This window comes from Gilliamella sp. CG35, assembly GCF_046635745.1.
Classification (GTDB): domain Bacteria; phylum Pseudomonadota; class Gammaproteobacteria; order Enterobacterales; family Orbaceae; genus Gilliamella; species Gilliamella apicola_I.
In genome coordinates, this window is the sequence record NZ_JBIDFH010000006.1 from 26,257 (window position 1) to 46,710 (window position 20,454).

General features: G+C 34.8%; 19 protein-coding genes. 8 read left to right on the top strand and 11 right to left on the bottom strand.

What is annotated here, in order from left to right; genetic code table 11:
• Nucleotides 1-5 precede the first annotated feature (5 nt).
• Both ACGH4F_RS04085 and ACGH4F_RS04090 read right to left on the bottom strand, forming a co-directional pair.
• Complete coding sequence (locus ACGH4F_RS04085) at nt 6-929, bottom strand: hypothetical protein (RefSeq protein ID WP_267352202.1); 924 nt, start codon at nt 927-929, stop codon at nt 6-8.
• Nucleotides 917-2,107, bottom strand: a complete 1,191-nt coding sequence (locus ACGH4F_RS04090; protein ID WP_267377790.1) for a YaiO family outer membrane beta-barrel protein — start codon at nt 2,105-2,107, stop codon at nt 917-919. Before ACGH4F_RS04090 ends, ACGH4F_RS04085 begins: the two co-directional genes overlap by 13 nt.
• Before the next feature lie 327 nt (nt 2,108-2,434).
• On the opposite strand from ACGH4F_RS04090, the gene ptrA reads away from it, so the two are divergent.
• A complete protein-coding gene (gene ptrA, locus ACGH4F_RS04095) occupies nt 2,435-5,329 on the top strand; it encodes a pitrilysin (protein ID WP_411590110.1) in 2,895 nt (964 codons plus the stop codon).
• Between the two features lie 120 nt (nt 5,330-5,449).
• On the opposite strand, the gene ACGH4F_RS04100 is transcribed toward ptrA, so the two are convergent.
• Nucleotides 5,450-5,815 (bottom strand): hypothetical protein, encoded by a 366-nt coding sequence (locus ACGH4F_RS04100; RefSeq protein WP_267352199.1) that lies wholly within the window; start codon nt 5,813-5,815, stop codon nt 5,450-5,452.
• 48 nt (nt 5,816-5,863) lie between these two features.
• On the bottom strand, nt 5,864-6,487 hold the full coding sequence (gene lexA, locus ACGH4F_RS04105) for a transcriptional repressor LexA (protein WP_267352198.1): 624 nt from the start codon (nt 6,485-6,487) through the stop codon (nt 5,864-5,866).
• Between the two features lie 374 nt (nt 6,488-6,861).
• Between lexA and coaE the strand changes: the two genes are divergently transcribed.
• From coaE to tsaD, 4 genes are read left to right on the top strand one after another with little or no spacing between them, the layout of a single operon-like run.
• Nucleotides 6,862-7,470 (top strand): dephospho-CoA kinase, encoded by a 609-nt coding sequence (gene coaE / locus ACGH4F_RS04110; RefSeq protein WP_267352197.1) that lies wholly within the window; start codon nt 6,862-6,864, stop codon nt 7,468-7,470.
• A 2-nt stretch (nt 7,471-7,472) separates the two neighbouring features.
• Nucleotides 7,473-8,210 (top strand): cell division protein ZapD, encoded by a 738-nt coding sequence (zapD, locus tag ACGH4F_RS04115; RefSeq protein ID WP_267359265.1) that lies wholly within the window; start codon nt 7,473-7,475, stop codon nt 8,208-8,210.
• A 31-nt stretch (nt 8,211-8,241) separates the two neighbouring features.
• Nucleotides 8,242-8,460 carry a DNA gyrase inhibitor YacG gene (gene yacG, locus ACGH4F_RS04120; RefSeq protein ID WP_065557965.1) on the top strand — a complete coding sequence of 73 codons (219 nt, stop codon included), beginning with the start codon at nt 8,242-8,244 and terminating at the stop codon, nt 8,458-8,460.
• A complete protein-coding gene (tsaD, locus tag ACGH4F_RS04125) occupies nt 8,460-9,482 on the top strand; it encodes a tRNA (adenosine(37)-N6)-threonylcarbamoyltransferase complex transferase subunit TsaD (protein WP_411590111.1) in 1,023 nt (340 codons plus the stop codon). Before yacG ends, tsaD begins: the two co-directional genes overlap by 1 nt.
• 37 nt (nt 9,483-9,519) lie before the next feature.
• On the opposite strand, the gene ACGH4F_RS04130 is transcribed toward tsaD, so the two are convergent.
• Nucleotides 9,520-9,807: a DUF4282 domain-containing protein gene (locus ACGH4F_RS04130; protein ID WP_267359269.1), complete on the bottom strand. Its 288-nt coding sequence runs from the start codon at nt 9,805-9,807 to the stop codon at nt 9,520-9,522.
• A 143-nt stretch (nt 9,808-9,950) separates the two neighbouring features.
• Between ACGH4F_RS04130 and ycaO the strand changes: the two genes are divergently transcribed.
• Nucleotides 9,951-11,717, top strand: coding sequence for a 30S ribosomal protein S12 methylthiotransferase accessory factor YcaO (gene ycaO / locus ACGH4F_RS04135; protein ID WP_267352194.1), 1,767 nt, complete (start codon nt 9,951-9,953; stop codon nt 11,715-11,717).
• 57 nt (nt 11,718-11,774) lie between these two features.
• Here ycaO and ACGH4F_RS04140 read toward each other — a convergent pair whose 3' ends face one another.
• Nucleotides 11,775-12,596 carry a shikimate 5-dehydrogenase gene (locus ACGH4F_RS04140; protein WP_411590152.1) on the bottom strand — a complete coding sequence of 274 codons (822 nt, stop codon included), beginning with the start codon at nt 12,594-12,596 and terminating at the stop codon, nt 11,775-11,777.
• Between the two features lie 82 nt (nt 12,597-12,678).
• Here ACGH4F_RS04140 and ACGH4F_RS04145 point away from each other — a divergent pair, with 82 nt between their 5' ends.
• Entirely contained in the window at nt 12,679-13,008 is a 330-nt protein-coding gene (locus tag ACGH4F_RS04145) for a nitrous oxide-stimulated promoter family protein (RefSeq protein ID WP_267352192.1), read from the top strand.
• A gap of 413 nt (nt 13,009-13,421) precedes the next feature.
• On the top strand, nt 13,422-13,955 hold the full coding sequence (locus tag ACGH4F_RS04150) for a hypothetical protein (RefSeq protein WP_267352191.1): 534 nt from the start codon (nt 13,422-13,424) through the stop codon (nt 13,953-13,955).
• 125 nt (nt 13,956-14,080) lie between these two features.
• On the opposite strand, the gene ACGH4F_RS04155 is transcribed toward ACGH4F_RS04150, so the two are convergent.
• The 5 genes from ACGH4F_RS04155 to ACGH4F_RS04175 form a co-directional block, all read right to left on the bottom strand.
• Nucleotides 14,081-14,620 carry a methylated-DNA--[protein]-cysteine S-methyltransferase gene (locus tag ACGH4F_RS04155; RefSeq protein WP_411590112.1) on the bottom strand — a complete coding sequence of 180 codons (540 nt, stop codon included), beginning with the start codon at nt 14,618-14,620 and terminating at the stop codon, nt 14,081-14,083.
• 137 nt (nt 14,621-14,757) lie between these two features.
• Nucleotides 14,758-15,522 (bottom strand): histidine phosphatase family protein, encoded by a 765-nt coding sequence (locus tag ACGH4F_RS04160; protein WP_267359281.1) that lies wholly within the window; start codon nt 15,520-15,522, stop codon nt 14,758-14,760.
• Between the two features lie 25 nt (nt 15,523-15,547).
• The gene (locus ACGH4F_RS04165) at nt 15,548-16,888 is read right to left on the bottom strand and encodes an OprD family outer membrane porin (protein WP_411590113.1); all 1,341 of its coding nucleotides are present in this window, start codon (nt 16,886-16,888) and stop codon (nt 15,548-15,550) included.
• A 123-nt stretch (nt 16,889-17,011) separates the two neighbouring features.
• Entirely contained in the window at nt 17,012-18,406 is a 1,395-nt protein-coding gene (locus ACGH4F_RS04170) for a glycoside hydrolase family 1 protein (protein ID WP_267352187.1), read from the bottom strand.
• A gap of 3 nt (nt 18,407-18,409) precedes the next feature.
• Complete coding sequence (locus tag ACGH4F_RS04175; RefSeq protein WP_267359287.1) at nt 18,410-20,305, bottom strand: beta-glucoside-specific PTS transporter subunit IIABC; 1,896 nt, start codon at nt 20,303-20,305, stop codon at nt 18,410-18,412.
• Nucleotides 20,306-20,454: the final 149 nt, after the last annotated feature.

Consider the following 20,454-nt stretch of genomic DNA (forward strand, 5'->3'; position numbering starts at 1 on the left):
AAAGTTTACCCGTGTTTAATTTTGAAAATATTGTTGTTTTTATCGAGGATATGGACAAATCGCTTAGTCGTAAAATCAAAATATTCTGTTATCAATTCTTCAATACTACATATCTTTTCTTGATAGCAAAATTCATTAATAAAATTAAGTAGATAACAGCTGTGAATAATACCGGAAGAACTATTTTGTAAATCGATTAACGATTCATAAAACGCCCGCATATAATCGCGTCTATCTTCTTTAGCTAACATAGCGTAAGGCGTGATATAATTTATAGAAATTTGGGTTAAGATGTTAGATAGATTATCAACAATTTTGCTAAATTGTTGATTTGCTAGTTCGGTTTCAAACTCTAAAAGCTTATAGGATGGAACTAATCGTAAAAAACAAAATAGACCATTTTGCGATATTGAATTAGACAATAAGATTATGAGTTCAGCAAGAGTCACGTTAGGATTACTGATCGCTAAACTCAGCGCTGCTGCAACAGCAACTTCTTGGTTATGGTTTTTACAAGCATGTTTCAACGCCGCAAAGGTTTGTGTGGAAGGGTAGTAAGACAACATGTTTGCGGCATCAATGCGTTCTTTCGTCGTTCCTTTTTTTAATAAAGTGCGCAATTTTTTTTGAAATACTTCATTTTCAAACAGCGGTAATACCGGTTCAAGCTCATTGAACTGTTTTTCAGCAAAAAAAGCGGCAATTAAGTCGACGGAATTTAATGCATATTTCGATATTTTGCTTGCATAAAAGGCGTTTACTTTACTTTTTTGTGCAATCAAATCGATTAATTTTAGTTTTAAATCATTAAATCTTTTCCGATGATATCTTCGATCAAGATAAATTATTGACGTGATAAAAACAATTATCAGACCAGCAAAAATCATACTGACATTGTAAATATTCATATACCGTATTAAAATGTCCATTTTATACCACATCCTAATGTTTTCTTGTTGTACAAATTACGGTTGCGGTTGGTGTCTTTTCGACCTTCAGCAGTGTAGTTAAATTGAAGACTTAATCTGTCAGAAACATCATACGTTAGACCCACGAAATGTGCTTTCGCCTTGATTAATGAATGATTATAGCGGTTAGAACGATCTGATGTTTCTTGAGCATTTGAGTAACCGATAAATAGATGCAATTTTTCGATTGGTGTTGCGGTTAGCTTAATTAGAAAACCGTTGGTATGATTATTATCCTGATCATAAGTATTGTACCACTTACCGGCAATTGATAATCGGTCATTCAAGAAGTATTGCTCAATCCCTGGCGTAATACTTTTGATATTTCCGTCGTTGTAGTGGTCGAACTTTAAATCCAATGTGATATGAAGGGAATTAAAATATTTATTTGTTGATGATAATAATACATAGTCAGCACCACTTGCTAAAGTATAACGTGCAAAGAATTTTTTAGACGTCGCGGTAAAGCCTGATAAGTAGCCGTAAGCACGATCATTTAGCGTATGCCAAAATGTTGTACCAATTCTTTGATCATTCATATTAAAACGATGAGATTGAGCAACATGACCTGTAATCGTACTTGTTTTAGACAGTTTGTAAGATAGCGCAAACTCCATTTCGTTCCAGTCAGCATAAGATTTTGTTAAATGACTATGAGTACCAGCAACATTGAGTGTCCAGTAATGAATCGATTTTTTGATGTCAGTGATTGTTTTTTTTAATGTTAACAATTGGGTATCATTGGGTGATTGCGTTAAATAGTGATTAAGTAGTAATTCAGCTTCACTTGGATTATCAATATTTTGTGCTAACACAACGCTGACCAATCCGTATTGGGCATCGACATAATTGGGGGCTAAGACTAAAGCCTTTTGAAACGCTTGTTTTGCTTGATCTAAGTTTTTCAGCGCATAATAGTTAAATCCAAGTTGGACAAGTATGTCTGAATTAGTTGGTGATAGTACAAGCGCAGATTCTAATTTTTGCGCAGCGAGATTAAAATTTTGCATTTTTTTTGCTTCAATGCTTTCATTTAATAATTGTTCTGCTTTGATTGCGTTATTTCCATAAATTGGGTTTGCTAATATAGTAGAACTGTAGGCAAAAAAACTTAGCATTAAGACTAACTTATAAGACATAAAACCACCTTAATTCAATATATTTCAAAATCTATGTTTTTATTTTTATTTGTGTATGAATCAAAGCACTATTGAAATGATGTAAATTAATCAATGAGTTGTTCTGAATCAGCAAAAAATAGAAATCTTAGGTAATATCACAGGATGATGTAATTTTAATTACATGGTTTAGGTTATCCAAACGCGTGGATTATATAAAATACATATAACAAAGAATAGAAATATTTGGTGTAGTTTTGTTTAGTTTGATAGCTATTGTTTATTTATGTTTTTTTGCCCTTAATTGTTGAATTAAGACTATAATAGTTTTTTAAATGGGAAAATTATATGAATAAGATGAAAATTAAATTGATTATTTTTACTGCGTTAGGATTCATTATTTCCAACTCTTCTAGCGCAATTGATAATAAGCTTGTTCACCCTGTATTATTGGAAAAGGTACAACAAAGTGAACGAGATAAACGTCAATATGAAGTGATTGAGTTACCAAACAAAATGCAGGTGTTACTGGTGTCTGATCCCAATGCAGTCAAATCGCTTGGCTCACTAGCACTACCGGTTGGTTCATTGCAAGATCCAAAAGCACAGCAAGGCTTAGCGCATTATACTGAGCACATGGTACTTATGGGCTCAAAAAAGTATCCTAAACCAGCAAGTTTTTCTAAATTTTTAAGCCGTCACACCGGCAGTTATAATGCAAGTACTGCCGCACATCGTACCGCATTTTATTTTGAAGTTGAAAATAGTGCTTTTGATAAAGCATTGGATTATTTAGCTGATGCCATTGCCGAGCCTATCTTAGATCCTAAATTTGCCGATAAAGAACGCAATGCCGTTAATGCCGAATTGACTATGGCACGATCCAATGATGGTTTTAGAATTGAACAAGTTAATGCTGAAACCATTAATCCCGAACATCCTGCATCACAATTTTCAGGGGGTAACTTAGAAACATTAAGTGATAAGCCAGACAGTAAACTACAAGATGCCTTAGTCAATTTTCATCACGATTATTATTCTGCCAATATTATGGTCGGGGTCATTTACAGTAATCAATCGATAAATAAATTGGCAAAATTAGCCGAAGATACCTATGGAAAGATTCCCAATCGCCATACTATTGCGCCAAAAATTGATAAGCAGGCAATGACGTCGGATTCGTTAGGTAAACAAATTTATATGATTCCTGCACAACCTAAAAAGTTGTTGTTATTGCAATTTCCCATTGAAAACAATTTAGCTAAATTTGCCGATAAAAGTGATGAATATATCACTTATTTAATTAGTAATAGTAGCCAAAATACATTATCTGACCAACTTCAAAAACAAGGATTAATCGAAAGTATATCCTCCTCGATTTCACCTAATCGATATGGCAATAGTGGTATTTTTAGTATTAATGTCAGTTTAACCGATGCAGGGCTTAGCCAGAAAGATAAAGTTATTGGCGCTATTTTTAATTATTTGCAGTTAATTCAAAAAGAAGGTGTAACCGAAGCTTATTATGAGGAGTTTAAGAAAGTTTTAGATTTAGGATTTAAATATCAAGATATTGAACGGGATATGTCCTATGTTGAATGGTTATCGGATCAGATGTTGCTATATCCAATTCAAAATGTCCTTAATTCAGATTATATTGCAACGCATTTTGATAAGTCTGCAATTATCGCCCGACTAAAAAGTTTAACTGCCGATAATGCCCGGATATGGACGATTTCACCGAATCAAGCAACCAATAAAACCGCTTATTTTGTTGAAGCGCCTTACAAAATTGATAACATTACTAAAGAAGAAAAATTAAATTGGACAGAGTTAGGTAAAGATTTCTCGTTTACCTTACCAGCGCTCAATCCTTATATCCCCGATGACTTTTCGATTGTAAAGCAAAGTGAAACTCCATTACCAGCCGTTGAGTTTAACAAACGGGGAAATCATATTCATTTAGCTAGTCAATATTTTAAACAAGATCCGAAAGCTGCCATAGTGGTTTCATTGCGCAATAACGAGGCATTTAAAGATGTAAAATCACAGGTCATTTTTTATTTACTTGATTATATTGTCAGTCGAAATTTAGCGCAGTTAGAATTTCAGGCAGGTGTCGCAGGTATGTCTTTATCATGTTCGGGTGATAATGGACTAATGATCACTGCAACGGGCTTTAATCAACATCTGCCAGATATGATAACCGCTATCTTAAATAGCTATCGAAATGTTAATATTGATGAGCAAAGTTTAGCATTAGCGAAATCCTGGTATCTTCAAAAACTTGATGCCGCCGATCATGCTAATAGTTATTTATTATCGATGCAACCAGTTAAAGCTTTATCTTATATTCCTTACTTCGAACGCAGTGATAAACGCCGAATAACAGCGGATATCAGTGTGAATGATGTATTGGCTTATCGTGATAAGTTACTGTCGAAATCCGTTCCTTATATGATCAGTTTAGGGAATATATCGAACGATAATTCACTCAAACTTTATCAGGAAATACAAAAAACGTTGGATGCGAATATCGAGTTTGAACCAAAACCAACGATAAAAATAACATCGACGCAGACAGCAAAAATTACGCAACATGCAACTTCGAGCGACAATGCTTTAATGATTGGATATATTCCAGCGAATTATAGTGAAATCGAGGGACAAGTTTTAAGTTATACGCTGACCAAAATGATTGAACCTTCTTTTTATGAGCAGTTGCGCAGTAACGAGCAGCTTGGTTATGCCGTGTTTACCATTCCGTTTACCATAGGTGAATCGTCAGGATTAGGATTTTTAATTCAAAGTAATCAGTATGATCCTGATTATTTACTTAAACGCTATCAAGATTTTTATCCTAACATGTTAAGTAAATTGAAAGAATTATCCGATCAAGATGTTGAGCAATATAAAAAAGGCGTGCTCAATGAATTGACAATGCCGCCACAAACGCTAGAGGAAGAATTAAATCTTTATCTGTCAGATTATCGTTTATCACGCTTTAAATTTGATTCACGTGAGAAAAAAATCAATCAATTGAAAAAAATTACTCAGCAAGATTTGATTAACTTTTATACCCATTCTGTTATGGAGCATAAAGGTTTAGTACTAGCGTCGCAGGTACTCGGTAAACCATTAGAAGGTTCCAAAGTACCACAAGCTATTAATGGTAATGAGTTGACGGATTTTGACAATGCTTCAAGTTTACAACATTCTTTGTTAAGTGAAATGACTAAATAATTTTGATGTTAATAAGGTTTGTTAAAACAGAATGTAAAATCACATAACTGAAATAAAAATAAGGTAATTTTCACCGAAATTACCTTATTTTTTTATCTGAATTTTTAGTTAAATTGAATATTAATGGTAATAATCAATAGTATTATCTTCATTATGGTGGTCATTTGAACCCGGTATCGCTCGGGATCGTTCGATTGGCACGTAACTACCACTTGGCGTTTCAACTTGGCATTCACTTAAATAGATTGAGTATTTGGTGTTGGCATGCATACTTTCACCACGAAAATAACAGTGAACCGCACTAAATAAGTGATTTCGACACAATATTGCAATAGCAAGCCAAACCACAAGAATAGCAATAGCCACCCATTTTAAACGCCGCCAAAGAAACGACCAAAATCCTTGTTTACGAAAACGGCAATAAACAAAAATGAGGATAATAACGGCAACAAATCCTAACGCTTCAAATAACCAAAATAGCCACATACCATTTTCTCCTGAATTAGCTATAATTTGTGACTATTTTATACTAAGTTACAACCATGATCCATTGCGAATGATACCCACAGCTATGCCTTCAATAGCAAAATTTTGTTGTTCAAGATCAACCAAAATTGGAGAAAATTCACTATTTTCGGCAATCAGATGAACATATCGACCTTGACGAGATAAGCGTTTAACTGTCACTTCATCTTCAATGCGTGCCACAATAACTTGTCCATTTTTGACATCCTGAGTTTTATGCACCGCCAGTAGATCACCATCCAATATACCGATATCTTTCATTGACATTCCCTGTACACGTAATAAAAAATCGGCATTGGGTTTAAATAAATTGGGATCCACTTGATAATAACTTTCAATATGTTCTTGAGCAAGAATCGGTGAACCGGCTGCTACTTGACCAATAAGCGGTAGACCTTCCGCTTCATTTTTTTCATGATTTTCAAGTAACAGGCGGATACCTCTTGATGAGCCAGCAATCATTTCAATAGCGCCTTTTTTGGCTAAAGCTTTTAAATGCTCTTCTGCTGCATTAGCTGAACGAAAACCTAATATTTTTGCTATTTCTGCTCGTGTTGGTGGCATTCCGGTAGTCTGAATATTATCTTTGATTAAATCATAAATTTGCTGTTGGCGTTCAGTTAATGGTCTCATTCGATTTTCCTGTTTATTTATACAGATATATGTGATTATATACAGCTAAGTTAATAATGCCAACCCTTTCTTTCATTGATTTTTATTTTATTTCTGCTCAACAAGGTTTAATTGTGTTTATTAAGGTGAATGTTATCTGACTTTTGTTACAAAATAACGGAGGTTGAATTTTAACCTGTATATCAACAATAAATGATAATAGTTTAAATATATTCATAATGTTATAAAAAATGATTGTGCGTTTAATTTTGTATATTGGATTGGACTGTTTTACGATGTGTTTTCCTTGTTTTGTTTCAGAGATTAAGGTTATATAATGAAGGTCAGTAGTATGATATACTACGCAAAATTGTTTTTTTAATTGGAATTGTCTCATGCCTTATGTTGTTGCACTCAGTGGTGGAATTGCCAGTGGTAAAAGTACCATTGCACATCTATTTGCTGATTTAGGGGTTCCAATTATTGATGCTGATATTATTGCTCGCCAAATTGTAAAAAGTGGCACCTTAGCATTTTCTCAAATTGTTAAACATTTTAGTCAAGAAATTGTCTTACCTGACGGTGAATTGGATCGTCGTCAATTAAGAGAAATTATTTTTAATAATGACCATGAACGTCTTTGGTTGAACAGTTTATTACATCCGATTATACAGCAAGAAACCCAAGCTCAAATTGAAAAGCAAACTGCTGATTATGTCATTTGGGTGGTACCATTACTTGTTGAAAATAATTTACATCATTTTGCTGATCGCGTATTAATGATAGATATACCTGAATCATTGCAATTAGAACGTCTTATGAATCGTGATCATATTGTTGAGTCATTAGCCCGAAAAATGATATTTTCACAGGTTTGTTCTGGCAAACGTTTGTCGTATGCTGATGATATTATTATTAACAATGATGATTTAGATTCATTAAAACAGCAGGTTTGTAAATTACATCAACAATATTTAAAAAATTCAAAAATTAAGAATGGATAAGTATGAATAATATTATTTTTGAACATCCTTTAAATGAAAAAATGCGTACTTGGTTACGATTAGAATTTTTATTAAAACAAATTAATACGCATTGCCATTTGAATGAAAATAATGCGCTGCTCTTTTTCCATGCCTTATCTGAACTTCTTGAGATAATAGAGCGTAGTGATGTCAGAGGGGAACTCATTAAAGAAATTGAATCACAAAAACAAAAACTGATTTCATGGATGAATATTGATGGTGTTGATAAGGATCTAATCAGTGATTTAATCCTCCGATTCGATTCGTTTTTAGTCAAATTTAATGCTACCGCTCGTTTAGGGCAGTCATTAAAAGACGACCGTTTTATTACGTCAATAAGGCAACGTTTAACCATTCCGGGTGGGTGTTGTAGTTTTGATCTGCCTTTCTTTTATTTATGGTTGAAACTGTCTCAAGAAACACGAAACCTTCAGGTAAGAAATTGGCTGCAACAGTTGTCTTTATTAGATGAGGCATTATCTTCTTGTATGCAACTTATAAGACAGCTGGGCGAGTTTAAAAAATATCATTGTAGTAACAATTTTTTTCAAGAAACTAACGGAGAAATTAACTTAATTCGTGTTCGTGTTTCATTAGATAAAAATGTTTATCCTCAAGTATCGGGGCATATGTCACGGTATAGTATCCGTTTTTTACCCCTTGAAACTTGCGAAAACACAACACATGATTCGATTGAATTTGAACTAGCTTGTTGTTAGTTATGGTAAAGTCTATTTTGAAGAAACTGAAATGAGTAATCAAACACACACTTTTGTAAATTGTCCGACTTGTCAAAAACAAGTCGAATGGTCAGACGTTAGTCCTTATCGACCTTTTTGTAGTAAACGTTGCCAACTTATTGATCTCGGTGACTGGGCAACGGAAGAACACCGTATTGCTGATAAAGAGATAAGCGAACAAGATCGTTGGAGCGAAGATGATAAATTCAATTCTTCAGGTAATCAGTAATGAAAATTTTGGGTATTGAAACATCTTGCGATGAAACAGGGGTGGCGATTTATGATGATCAACATGGATTGCTTGCTAATCAACTTTATTCACAAGTCAAGTTACATGCTGATTATGGTGGAGTGGTACCGGAACTTGCATCACGTGATCACATTCGTAAAACCGTACCACTGATTCAAGCGGCCTTAAAAGAAGCTAATTTAACTTCGCGCGATATTGATGGTGTGGCTTATACGGCTGGGCCCGGATTAATTGGAGCATTAATGGTAGGAGCCTCGATAGGGCGATCACTCGCTTATGCGTGGAATGTGCCTGCGATTGCCGTCAATCATATGGAAGGTCATTTACTTGCCCCTATGCTTGAAGATAATCCGCCAGCGTTTCCTTTTGTGGCTTTATTAGTTTCAGGGGGACACACTCAACTTTTCAGTGTGACTGGAGTAGGAAAATATCAGCTACTTGGCGAATCCATTGATGATGCAGCAGGTGAAGCATTTGATAAAACTGCTAAATTGCTAGGGATTGATTATCCTGGAGGAGCGAAATTATCAAAATTAGCTGAGCAAGGCTTATCTTCTCGATTCCATTTTCCTCGACCGATGACAGATAGGCCAGGTTTTGATTTTAGTTTTTCTGGTCTTAAAACAGCCACAGCCAATACCATTCATCAGCATAGTCAAAATAATGCGATTGATGAACAAACCAAAGCCGATATTGCCCGTGCTTTCGAAGATGCGTTAGTCGATACTTTGGTCATTAAATCCCGACGAGCACTTGAACATACGGGATTTAACCGTTTAGTCATTGCTGGTGGTGTGAGTGCCAATAAGCCTTTGCGTGACAAATTAACACAATTAATGCAACAGCGAAAAGGACAAGTTTTTTACCCTAGAGTTGCGTTTTGTACCGATAATGGTGCGATGATAGCTTATGCTGGTATGATTCATTTACAATCTAAAGAAGGTAATGAACTGGCGATTGAGGTAAATCCTCGATGGGCTTTAAATATATCCAACAGTTAGTGTTGGATATATTTAGTTGGTTTAGAAAAGAGCATGTTTAATTATCTGAATTAGTGAGTTTATTGGTGTTTTCAGATTGCATTGCAACGAGTTTTTCTAGATTTCTATTGATACTAAAAGTCACACAGATTAATTCGAAGCCAATACGTGTAACAATAGCCCCGCTAATTAAACAGAACAATCCATAAAAAAAATTACCTTGGAATATATTGAATAAACAACTCAGAACGACGCAAGCTAACGATAACCAGTACAGAATGGTTAATATACTTGGCATGATTAAACGATTAAAGAAAAGTAAATCTATAGGTTTAAAATCTTTCATATCTTTCCCCAATGTAGTTTCACATAAATTTAGGTTATTAAAGCATATAAAAAGCTAAACTATAGGATGATTATCTAAAATAATCGTTGTATATTAGAGTACATTTTTTAGAGGAAATCAATGCAATTAAAGATTAAATATTTATGAAAACTTATATTACTGGCAAAGATGCCGCCCTTGAAGATTCAATCCACTATTTCCATCAACAATTAGCTAAATATCAATTAGACGTTAAAGAGGCGTCTTGGCTTAATCCCGTTGCTAATGTTTGGTCAGTTCATATACAAAATACCCAATGTCCTTTATGCTTTGCTAATGGTAAAGGCGCAAGTAAAAAAGCCGCACTTGCATCGGCTTTAGGTGAATATTTTGAACGGTTATCAACTAATTATTTCTTTTCCGATTTTTATTTGGGAAAACAAGCAGCAACGGCTAATTTTGTTCACTATCCAACGGAAAAATGGTTTGCAGTGCCTGAGGATAATACTTTGCCAGAAGGCCTGTTATCGGAAAAATTATTACAATTTTATGATCCAGAACAAGAATTAAACGCAACCGATCTCATCGATTTACAGTCGAGTAATCGTGAACGTGGTATTTGTGCTTTACCATTTGTTTCTCAAACAGATCAAACAATTGTTTATGTTCCAGTAAACTTAATTGCTAATTTATATGCTTCAAATGGTATGTCAGCCGGTAATACACGTAATGAAGCCAGAGTGCAAGGTTTATCTGAAATTTTTGAACGCTACGTTAAAAATAAAATTATTGCTGAAGCAATTAGTTTACCGACAATTCCAAAAGAAGTGATTGATCGCTACCCAAGTGTGTTAGCATCAATTGAATCACTTGAAAATGAAGGATTTCCACTTTATTGTTTTGATGCGTCTCTCGGCGGTAAATATCCTGTGATTTGTGTGGTGTTGTTTAATCCTCACAATGGCACTTGTTATGCTTCTTTTGGTGCTCACCCTAATTTTGGTGTTGCACTAGAAAGAACGGTGACCGAACTATTACAAGGCAGAAGTTTAAAAGATCTTGATGTTTTCTCACCACCAAGTTTTGATAATGATGAAATTGCGGATTTAAGTAACTTAGAAACCCATTTTATTGATTCAAGTGGTTTAATATCATGGGATTTATTTAAACAACAAGCCGATTTTGAATTTGTAGATTGGGATTTTTCGGGAACAACGGAACAAGAATTTAATAATCTTATGGCTATTTTCCATGAACAAAATACCGAAGTATTAATTATGGACTATGAGCATCTAGGGGTATATGCTTGCCGTATTTTGGCGGTCGGTATGTCCGAAATTTATCCGCCTGAAGATCTTTTAATTGCCAATAACAACATGGCGATACATCTTCGTGATCTTATTTTATCACTACCAGTAAAAAACTATTCTGCTGAACAATATCTTGCCATTATTGAACAATTGGATGAAGAAGGATTAGATGATTTTGCACGAATTCGTGAACTGCTTGGTATCGCTACAGGCAAAGATAACGCTTGGTTAACATTACGAGTTGGTGAGCTAAAAGCAATGCTTGCATTAGCCGCTCAGGATTTAGAACAGGCTAAATTGTGGATTGATTGGACGATAGAAATGAATGAATCTATTTTGTCAGCTGAAAGAAATCATGATTATCGTTGTTTACAAACGTTGGTGAATTTTATTCTTCAACGTGATGCAAGCCAATTCCGTGATTATCAAAAGGCCTTTAATAAAATGTATGGTCAAGCTTGTGTTGATAAAATGTGGCAATATGCCCTTGGCGAAAAAACATTTTACGGTCTAAAAGACGCTTTAGTGACCGCTAAATCAGTTGATGATGATGTTGAACAATTTGCCATGCATCAAAAGTTATTAGCTGTGTATCATAAATTGCATCAAGCTATGCAATAAAGTGCTATAAAGTTAATTAATTCATCCACCCAATTAAATTGGTGGATGAATTAAACGTTAAGCTTGTCTGGCAAAGTCGGCAGCTTGCTTAACCAGTTCTTCACTCGGTCTTACTCCCGTATATAAGTAAAACTGTTCAAGGGCTTGTAAAACTGCAACATCTGCGCCTGAAATCCTTATTTTGTTTAATCGATTGGCATAATTCATCAAAGGTGTTTCAACCGGCATGGCAACCACATCAAAAACAATATCTGCATGGTTAATCATGCTGTCTGGAAAAGCTAAATGATTTTCCTCATTTCCGCCCTGCATCCCGATAGGCGTGACATTAATTATCAATTTTGCTTGTTCGGGTGAAATTTCAATTTCATCTTTTACCCAACGATAATTGTATCGTTTTGCTAACGCTTCTCCTTTTTCTTGATTACGTGCAGCAATAATTCCATGGGTAAAACCTGCATCGAAAAAGGCGCCAATCACGGCATTAGCCATACCACCACTGCCTTTTAATACAAATGGGGTCGTGTTATCAATATGATGTAAAGCAATCAGTTTTGCAACAGCGATATAGTCTGTGTTATAGCCTTTCAAATGATAGTCAGTATTCACAATAGTGTTAACTGAATGGATAGATTTAACGGATTCATCGAGTTCATCAAGAAATTCAATGCAGGCTTCTTTATAAGGCATAGAAATGGCGCAGCCACGAATTGCTAACGATTTAATGCCATATATTGCATCTTTTAAATTATTAGTCGTAAAAGCTTTATAAAGATAATTGAGATCGAGTTTCTCATATAAAAAGTTATGAAATCGAGTTCCAAAATTGCTTGGTCTGGCAGCTAATGACATACAAACAATCGTATCTTTATTGATAATTCTTGCCATTTTTATTGTTCCTTGTGATCATATTCATCTATTTTTTAATTTTAACACTTTCTCGATTTAGACGTATTGAATTATGGTAGCAAATAATACAGGCCCTAACATACAACAAGAAAAAGCCACCGTTAGCACAATGATTTATCTTTATTGTCACAAACAGCATCATGTTCCTAACAATCAGCTATGTGATGAGTGTAATGATTTATTAAAATATGCAATGCAACGCTTAACCTTATGCCGATTTGGTGAGGATAAAACAACCTGTGAACGTTGTCCAAAACATTGTTATCGTAAAGATTATAAACAAAAAATAAAGCAAGTGATGCGTTTCTCAGGTCCAAGAATGATGATTTATCATCCTATTATGGCCCTCAAACATCTTTATAAAAATTTGACTAAGCAATAATTTTCGCAATCAATTTTGCGACATCATTTAAGTTCACAAAGGATAAATGTGAAGGCGCTATTATAAAAATTAAAAAACGTTAAAATCCATATTTACCATTAAACAGGTTTAAATTTATATCCGTCTGTTTTAAAAAGTAAAAATTGGTTATAATGGCACACTATATTATATAGTTCAGATAACTCGTAAAATATCGTGATTATGATAATGGGTGTTCACAATTAAAAGTAGAGATAATCATAAATAACTATTATCTGTTTTATTTAATGACATAAAACATAAGGATGATGAATATTTAAACATTTTTGATCCATACGCAAATGAATGCGCTCACAATCAAAGTTATCGGTGATCATTTCATTAGCAGTTAAAAAGTTTAAATATCTAAAGCCCTTTCTTAAGGTAATTTAATAATGAAGAAGATATCAATAATTTTTATATTATTAGCACATTTGTCGTTTGTTATTCAAGCCCAAGAGTATCAATATAATGATTTTGGTATCACCAAATCCTTTGAATTTGGACCAAGTAATTCTAAAAATTCATCAAATCAGCAACGTGATATTATAGAAGCGATCTATTTTGAGAAAGATGTACAATTATCATGGAACAGTAGTATTGACGATTTTGATATTGATTTCTTTTTTGTTAATAATAAAAACGATAAAAAAACGGTGGAAATTCTGGTAAATAATATCCAAAATACAGAGTGGGTTTATTTACCAACCAAATTGAAATTAAATGAATTAACTAAGGGAGATATTGCTTTTTTGTATCTTATACAACTTAAGAATATCGAGCCGAATAGTTGTTTGCATCACTATTTTGATGTTTACGGTTATTCAAACTCAAAGTATCCTGAAGGAATTTTGGATTACTTAGATTACAATCGTTTAGAAGTTCAAAATAAAATGCGTATTTGTTTATCAGATAAAGGCTATTTGTAGTCAAGTTTAACTAAATATTGATAAGTCATTGTCTCGGTATGCTCAAAAAGAGAGCGAAATCTTGTACCGTCAATAAGTCGCACCATTTAATGAATTTTTTGCCTTTCCTTGATAACCTAAATTTTTTAAAGTGCAGTGCCTTTAGTGGGTATCGTTAATTTTAGGGTATCAACGCCTTCTAGTTGCAGAAGTTTAATTTTTTTATCAATGCCACCTGCATAACCGGTTAAACTGCCGTTACTGCCAATGACTCGATGACAAGGAATAATAATGGATAGTGGATTACGCCCAACTGCTCCGCCGACAGCTTGGCTTGACATACTTGCAAGTTGATTGGTTTTCGCAATTTGTTTAGCTATATCGCCATATGTGATGAGTTCACCATAAGGAATTTTACAAAGAATATCCCAAACTTGATGACGAAAAGGGGTACCAATCGGGGCTAAATCAAGTTGATTGATAGCCGGATTTTTTCCTGAAAAGTAGTGATCAAACCATTTTTTTGTGTGGTTAAAGATGGGTAAGTTAGGTTGGCTTTCAAGGGGAGCATTGACGGTATCACCAAAATATTTTTGTCCTTCAATCCATACAGCAACAAGTTGATTGTTTCGGCTTGCCAGCGTAATTAACCCTAATGGTGAAACGTAATCGGATGAATAAAACATATAAACCTTAAAATTTGGAGCTCAACATTGAAATTAAATTATGCTTGTTTATTCACTAAATTTCTAGTTTTTTGTTGATATTGCCAATTACATTTTGTTATTTGGCTTACCTAAGCAAGCCAAATAAAATTAAGACGTTATTTTGTGCTTTGTTTCCCTTTTTCGACATAACTCATATCGCCAAAACTTTCGACAATAAATTTACCTTCATCGGTATAACGAATTTTGGTAACACTGGCATTGCCTAATGGAGAGGTGATTGGAGCATCAAGCAGATCTTCTACCATAGACATAATCGCAATACCATGTGAAACAACTAATACGTTACCACCACCTTGTGCTTTTGCTGATTCAGCAATGGTTTTTAATGCGACTTCCATTCTTTTTTTAACTTGCTGATAATTTTCTGCTTGTCCTGATTTTTCAACCGCAGCCACGGCATCTAACATTTTTTGTAGTGTTATTTTACCTTTAGCAAGATCAGCCATTAAATCCTTGTCAGAAGGATATCCTAAATGTTGCGCAGCAGGAGTCCACATATTGGGATCTAGATCGCCTTCAAAATCGCCAAAGCAGGCTTCACGTAGTGCTTCCATTTCATTAATTGCCAATGTATCACCTTTACTTTCTAAGATAATACGTGCTGTTTGTCGTGCACGGCCTAAGTCACTTGAATAGGCAGTAATAAATTCGACATCTTTTAAGCCTTGTCCTAATTGTTCAGCAACTTCTATACCAGACTGAATTAATGGTGTATCAGACCATCCTTGAGCACGATGAACGTTGTTAAACATGGTTTTACCATGACGGGTTAAATAGATTGTCACTTCACTGGCAAAAGCTTGTGAAATTGATATGACCATAACAAAAAGTAGGCTAATAAATTGAATAGATTTTTTCATGTTTCATCCTTTATTTAACAAAATTTTAAAATAAATTAAATCGATAATCGATAACAGTTTCCGCTGATAAGGTTGGGGAACGTTGTGCTCTTCCATGTTTGAGGTTTGGTGTCGCATCTGAGGCACTCATCGTTTTGTAAGACCATCCATAACCAAATTTAGATAAAATCGAGAGATTTTTAAACATGCCAGAACTCGGTTTCCAAATATTAAAAATGTTGATCTCACCATTTTTTAATCGGTCATGCTTATAATTAAATTTAGCATAGTTCATATACAATCCAGTGGTATTATCCTTAATAAAATCATAATTTAATACGGCGGTGAAAACAAGTTCCCCATCGCGCATGTAATCTGCTGCTGCGGCGGCAAGTCCATTAAAACGACCACGGTTATTTTTACCGATATGGCGTCCATAATACCCAAGAGCGTTATGTTTATTTGCATCGGTATAGGCGAGCCCCACTTTGATGCTCCAGTCTTCTTCTTTCCATTCAATGTCGGTTGCATAGTGCCATGCATGGGAATCAAACTCTTTTCTATTTTGTTTCATGGCATCATAATTTTTCATCGCATAGCTACCATAAAATTGTGAACCCAAAGTTAAATTTTTAACGGGTTTATAAGATAATTCAATTGCATGCCGTCTTAAGTAATCTTTGGCGACACCATAAGAATAGTCGATTTTGGTATCACTATCTTTATAAGCCATTTCAACTGTTGAGATGTGATCAATGACTTTTTTACGATCGTTTGTTAAAAAGTGAACTTTTTGGGCGGATTCACGGGGTAGGGCACTGTCTAAACGACCAAATGAAAAGGCAAAGTCATCATATTTTAATATGCCACTAAATCCGAGATAGCTGTTTCGTGTTAAATGTTGTGAAGAGCTAATGATGCCTAAATCTTTCACACTATGCCAGCCCACTTTACCGTTAAAATTTATCCTATCTTCACCCAGTTTTATTTTTATATAACGCTGAGTAAATTTATTAAAGCCATGCGCATTGTGTTTACTATAACCTTTACCGTGGTTATAAAGTAGATTACGGGTTGCAAAATAGTCACTTGCACCCAGTCTTATTGCATTGTCATAAGTGACATCCAATCCAAGTGTATCAAACAGATAACCCGATTTATAATTGAACGTGAAAACTTGTCCCCAAGCACTGTGCACTTCTTTTGGTTGAGCGGCATTTTCTTTTAAATATTTCCAATGATTACGGGTAGAAAAATCAAGTTTACTATCGGTAATAAAAGCATTCTCTATAAAGCTAGGTTGTAAATGATTATTGGATATTGGGTTTGCGAGAACGGAATAAGACATGATATTAAATAATGCGAAGGTTAAATATCTTATTTTCATTTTTATATCCTTTTTTTAATTATCAAAAACCTAAATAGCCGGTTAAGCAAAGTTACCTCTAATGCTATTTAGGTTTTGCCTGCTGTAAGCAGTAACTTTCCAATTTTAGGTGTGACACAAAAGTTAAGATTTTAAAATTTCGCCTTTTGATGCAATCACCGCTTGATACCAGTAGAAACTTTTCTTTTTATAGCGTTTTAGCGTTCCCGAACCGTCTTGGTTTAAATCGACATAAATAAATCCATAACGTTTAGTAACTTCGGCTTTTGAAGCACTAATCAAATCGATTGGTCCCCAACTGGTATAGCCCATCACTTCGACACCATCATCGATAGCTTCACGAATTTCCACAAGATGATCGTTCATATAGTTAATACGATAATCATCATTTATCGTGCCATCTGCTTCTAATTTATCTTTTGCGCCTAAACCATTTTCAACAATAAATAATGGTTTTTGGTAACGTTCATAAAGCATATTTAATAGATAACGGATTCCTGTTGGATCGATTTGCCAACCCCATTCCGATGCTTTTAGATAAGGATTTGGTACCATATCTAAAATATTGCCTTTTGTTTTTTGTGATTCATCTGAAGTTGCGCAACAACTCATATAGTAACTGAACGATACAAAATCGACCGTTTCTTTAAGATCTTGTCGATCTTGTTCGGTAATCGTTAAATTAATATTGTTTTCTCTGAAAAAACGTTTCATATAAGTCGGGTAATAACCTCGAACTTGAACATCACCAAAAAATAGCCAACCATGGTTTTCTTGAAGTGTAGCCCAAACATCTTCAGGCTTAGGTGTTAAAGGATAAGCAACAGCGCCTAATAACATGTTACCTATTTTGGCATCGGGAATAATTTGATGACATAGTTTTACCGCTTGACTGCTGGCGACTAACTGATGATGAATGGCTTGATAGATCTGTTCTTTATTACTGTGTCTATCCAATCCGACACCGGTAAAGGGTTCGTGTAATGACATATTGATTTCATTGAACGTTAACCAATATTTCACTTTATTCTTGTAACGCTCAAATACGGTTTTGGCATAACGAGTAAAAAATTCGATGACTTTACGATTTCCCCATCCACCATATTGTGTGACAAGGTAGTAGGGCATTTCGTAATGCGATAAGGTGACAAGTGGGGTGATGTTGTGTTTTAACATTTCGTCAAACAGTTTGTCATAAAACGCCAGTCCTTTTTCATTTGGTTGTTCTTCATCACCATTTGGAAAGATTCGAGTCCAAGCAATTGACGTTCTTAAACACGAAAATCCCATTTCAGCAAATAAAGCGATATCTTCAGGATAGCGATGATAAAAATCAATGGCACGATCTTTAATGCCGGTAATTGTGTTTTTATTACGATCGATGATGTCACCAAATAAACCGTTGGGTGTACAATCTGATGTAGATAAACCTTTGCCATCTTCACGATAGGCTCCTTCAACTTGATTGGCAGCAATTGCTCCGCCCCAAAGAAAATCATTCGGAAATTGTGTTAACATGTGTTACTCCTTATTTGCTGATAACGTCAATAAAACGTCACCCTTTTCAATAGTTTCTGATTGATGAATAGTCTGGATCTTCTGATAGTCATCACTGTTAGTAATGATGATCGGCGTGGTAACTTCAAAGCCTGCTTGTTTGATTGCCTCGATATCAAAACTGACGAGTAAATCGCCTTTTTTGACTTGGCTACCGGCTTGAACATGTGCTTGAAAGTGTTGACCGTCTAATTTAACCGTATCGATCCCGATATGAATTAATATTTCCACGCCAGAATCAGTTTGAAATCCGATAGCGTGTTTGGTTCTGAACAGTGATACGACTTCACCGTCATCAGGGGCATAAGCTTTCCCTTCTGTTGGAATAATAGCAATGCCTTTACCCATTAGTTCGCTGGCAAAGGTGGGATCATTGACTTGATTTAATGGTATTATTTTTCCTGTTAACGGACTGAAAATCGTGACAGGATGCAGATTAACCGGATTAGAAGGGTTAGGATTGTTTGTTGCTGCAGCATCATCTTGAACTGTCGATTTTGTTTTTGGCATACCAAATAAATAGGTTGCAATCAGCGCTAAAGTGAATGACAGAATACAACCAACGACGACCGCATAAAATTTTTCATCTATACCTGTTGGTGGAATGAGTTGTAAGAAGGAGAAAATATTAATAAAACTAAATGAATAAATGACGCTGTGATAATAACCAACAATGCCTCCACCTACAGTTGCTGCAAGACAACCAATAACAAATGGTCTTTTTAATGGTAAATTGACACCATAAATTGCCGGTTCGGTTACCCCAAAAATACCGGATAATACCGACGAACTTGCTAATGCTTTGAATTCAGGATCTTTGGCTCGAAATCTTACCGCTAATACGGCACCAACTTGTGCGAACACAGCAGGGAACAGAATCGGTAACATAAAGTCATTTTGATAAACTGATAAGTTATTTAAGGCAAATGGAACAAGTCCCCAATGAATACCAAATATTACCATGACTTGCCAAAGTGCCGCTAAAACCATGGACGCTATAACCGGACTGAGTTCATACATGAAGATGATACAACTTGCGATAGCATTACTGACATACGTTACCGCAGGACCAATTACCGCAAAAGTTAATGGAACAGTGATAAGAATTCCGAGCAGGGGAGCGATAAATTTTTTAAATGAATCATGCATGATTCTATTGAAAGTTCGTTCTAGTAAAGAATAGAACCAAGCTGCCAAAATAATCGGGAAAACAGATGATGCATAAGGAATTAATTGTATTGGTATTGAAAACATTTCGGTTTCTAACGAAAATTGACCGCTAGGTATCATATTGGCGATACTTGGATGAACTAAGGCTCCACCTATCGCCATTCCAACATAGGGGTTGCCACCAAATTTTTTTACCGCAGAAAAACCTAAAATAATAGGTAAATAATAGAGTGGGGCATCAGCAATGGCATACAAGAATTCATAGGTTGGTGTTTGTGCACGGACAATATCCAAAATTTGTAATAAAGAGATTAAACCTTTTAAAATCCCACCGGCAACTATTACGACTAGAACAGGAATAAAAATGCCGGAAACGAGATCAATTAATTTCGATAAAAAACCTGATTTTTTATTTGGTTGTGCCTCGGCATTGGATTTCTCATTGAGGTTGGTTAGTTGCATAATATTGTTATATACATCTGCCACATTGTTACCAATGACAACTTGAAATTGTCCACCACTTTGTACAACTGTTATCACCCCTTTTTGTTTTTTGAGGATATCTGCATTAGCTTTATTATCATCTTTTAATGCAAATCTTAGACGAGTTGCACAGTGTACCAGACTGATAATATTGTCTTGACCACCGACATATTCAATAATTGATTCGGCAAGTTGTTTGTTTTTCATACCTTATCCTTTTTTAAATGCAAAAAAAAACCTAACCACCTCAAGTTGAGGTGATTAGGTTTTGCTTACACAACATAAGATGCTATGCAATAACAATCCAAAATTTATTCGCTTAGGCTAGCATAAATAAAAAAAAGTGAATATGATTT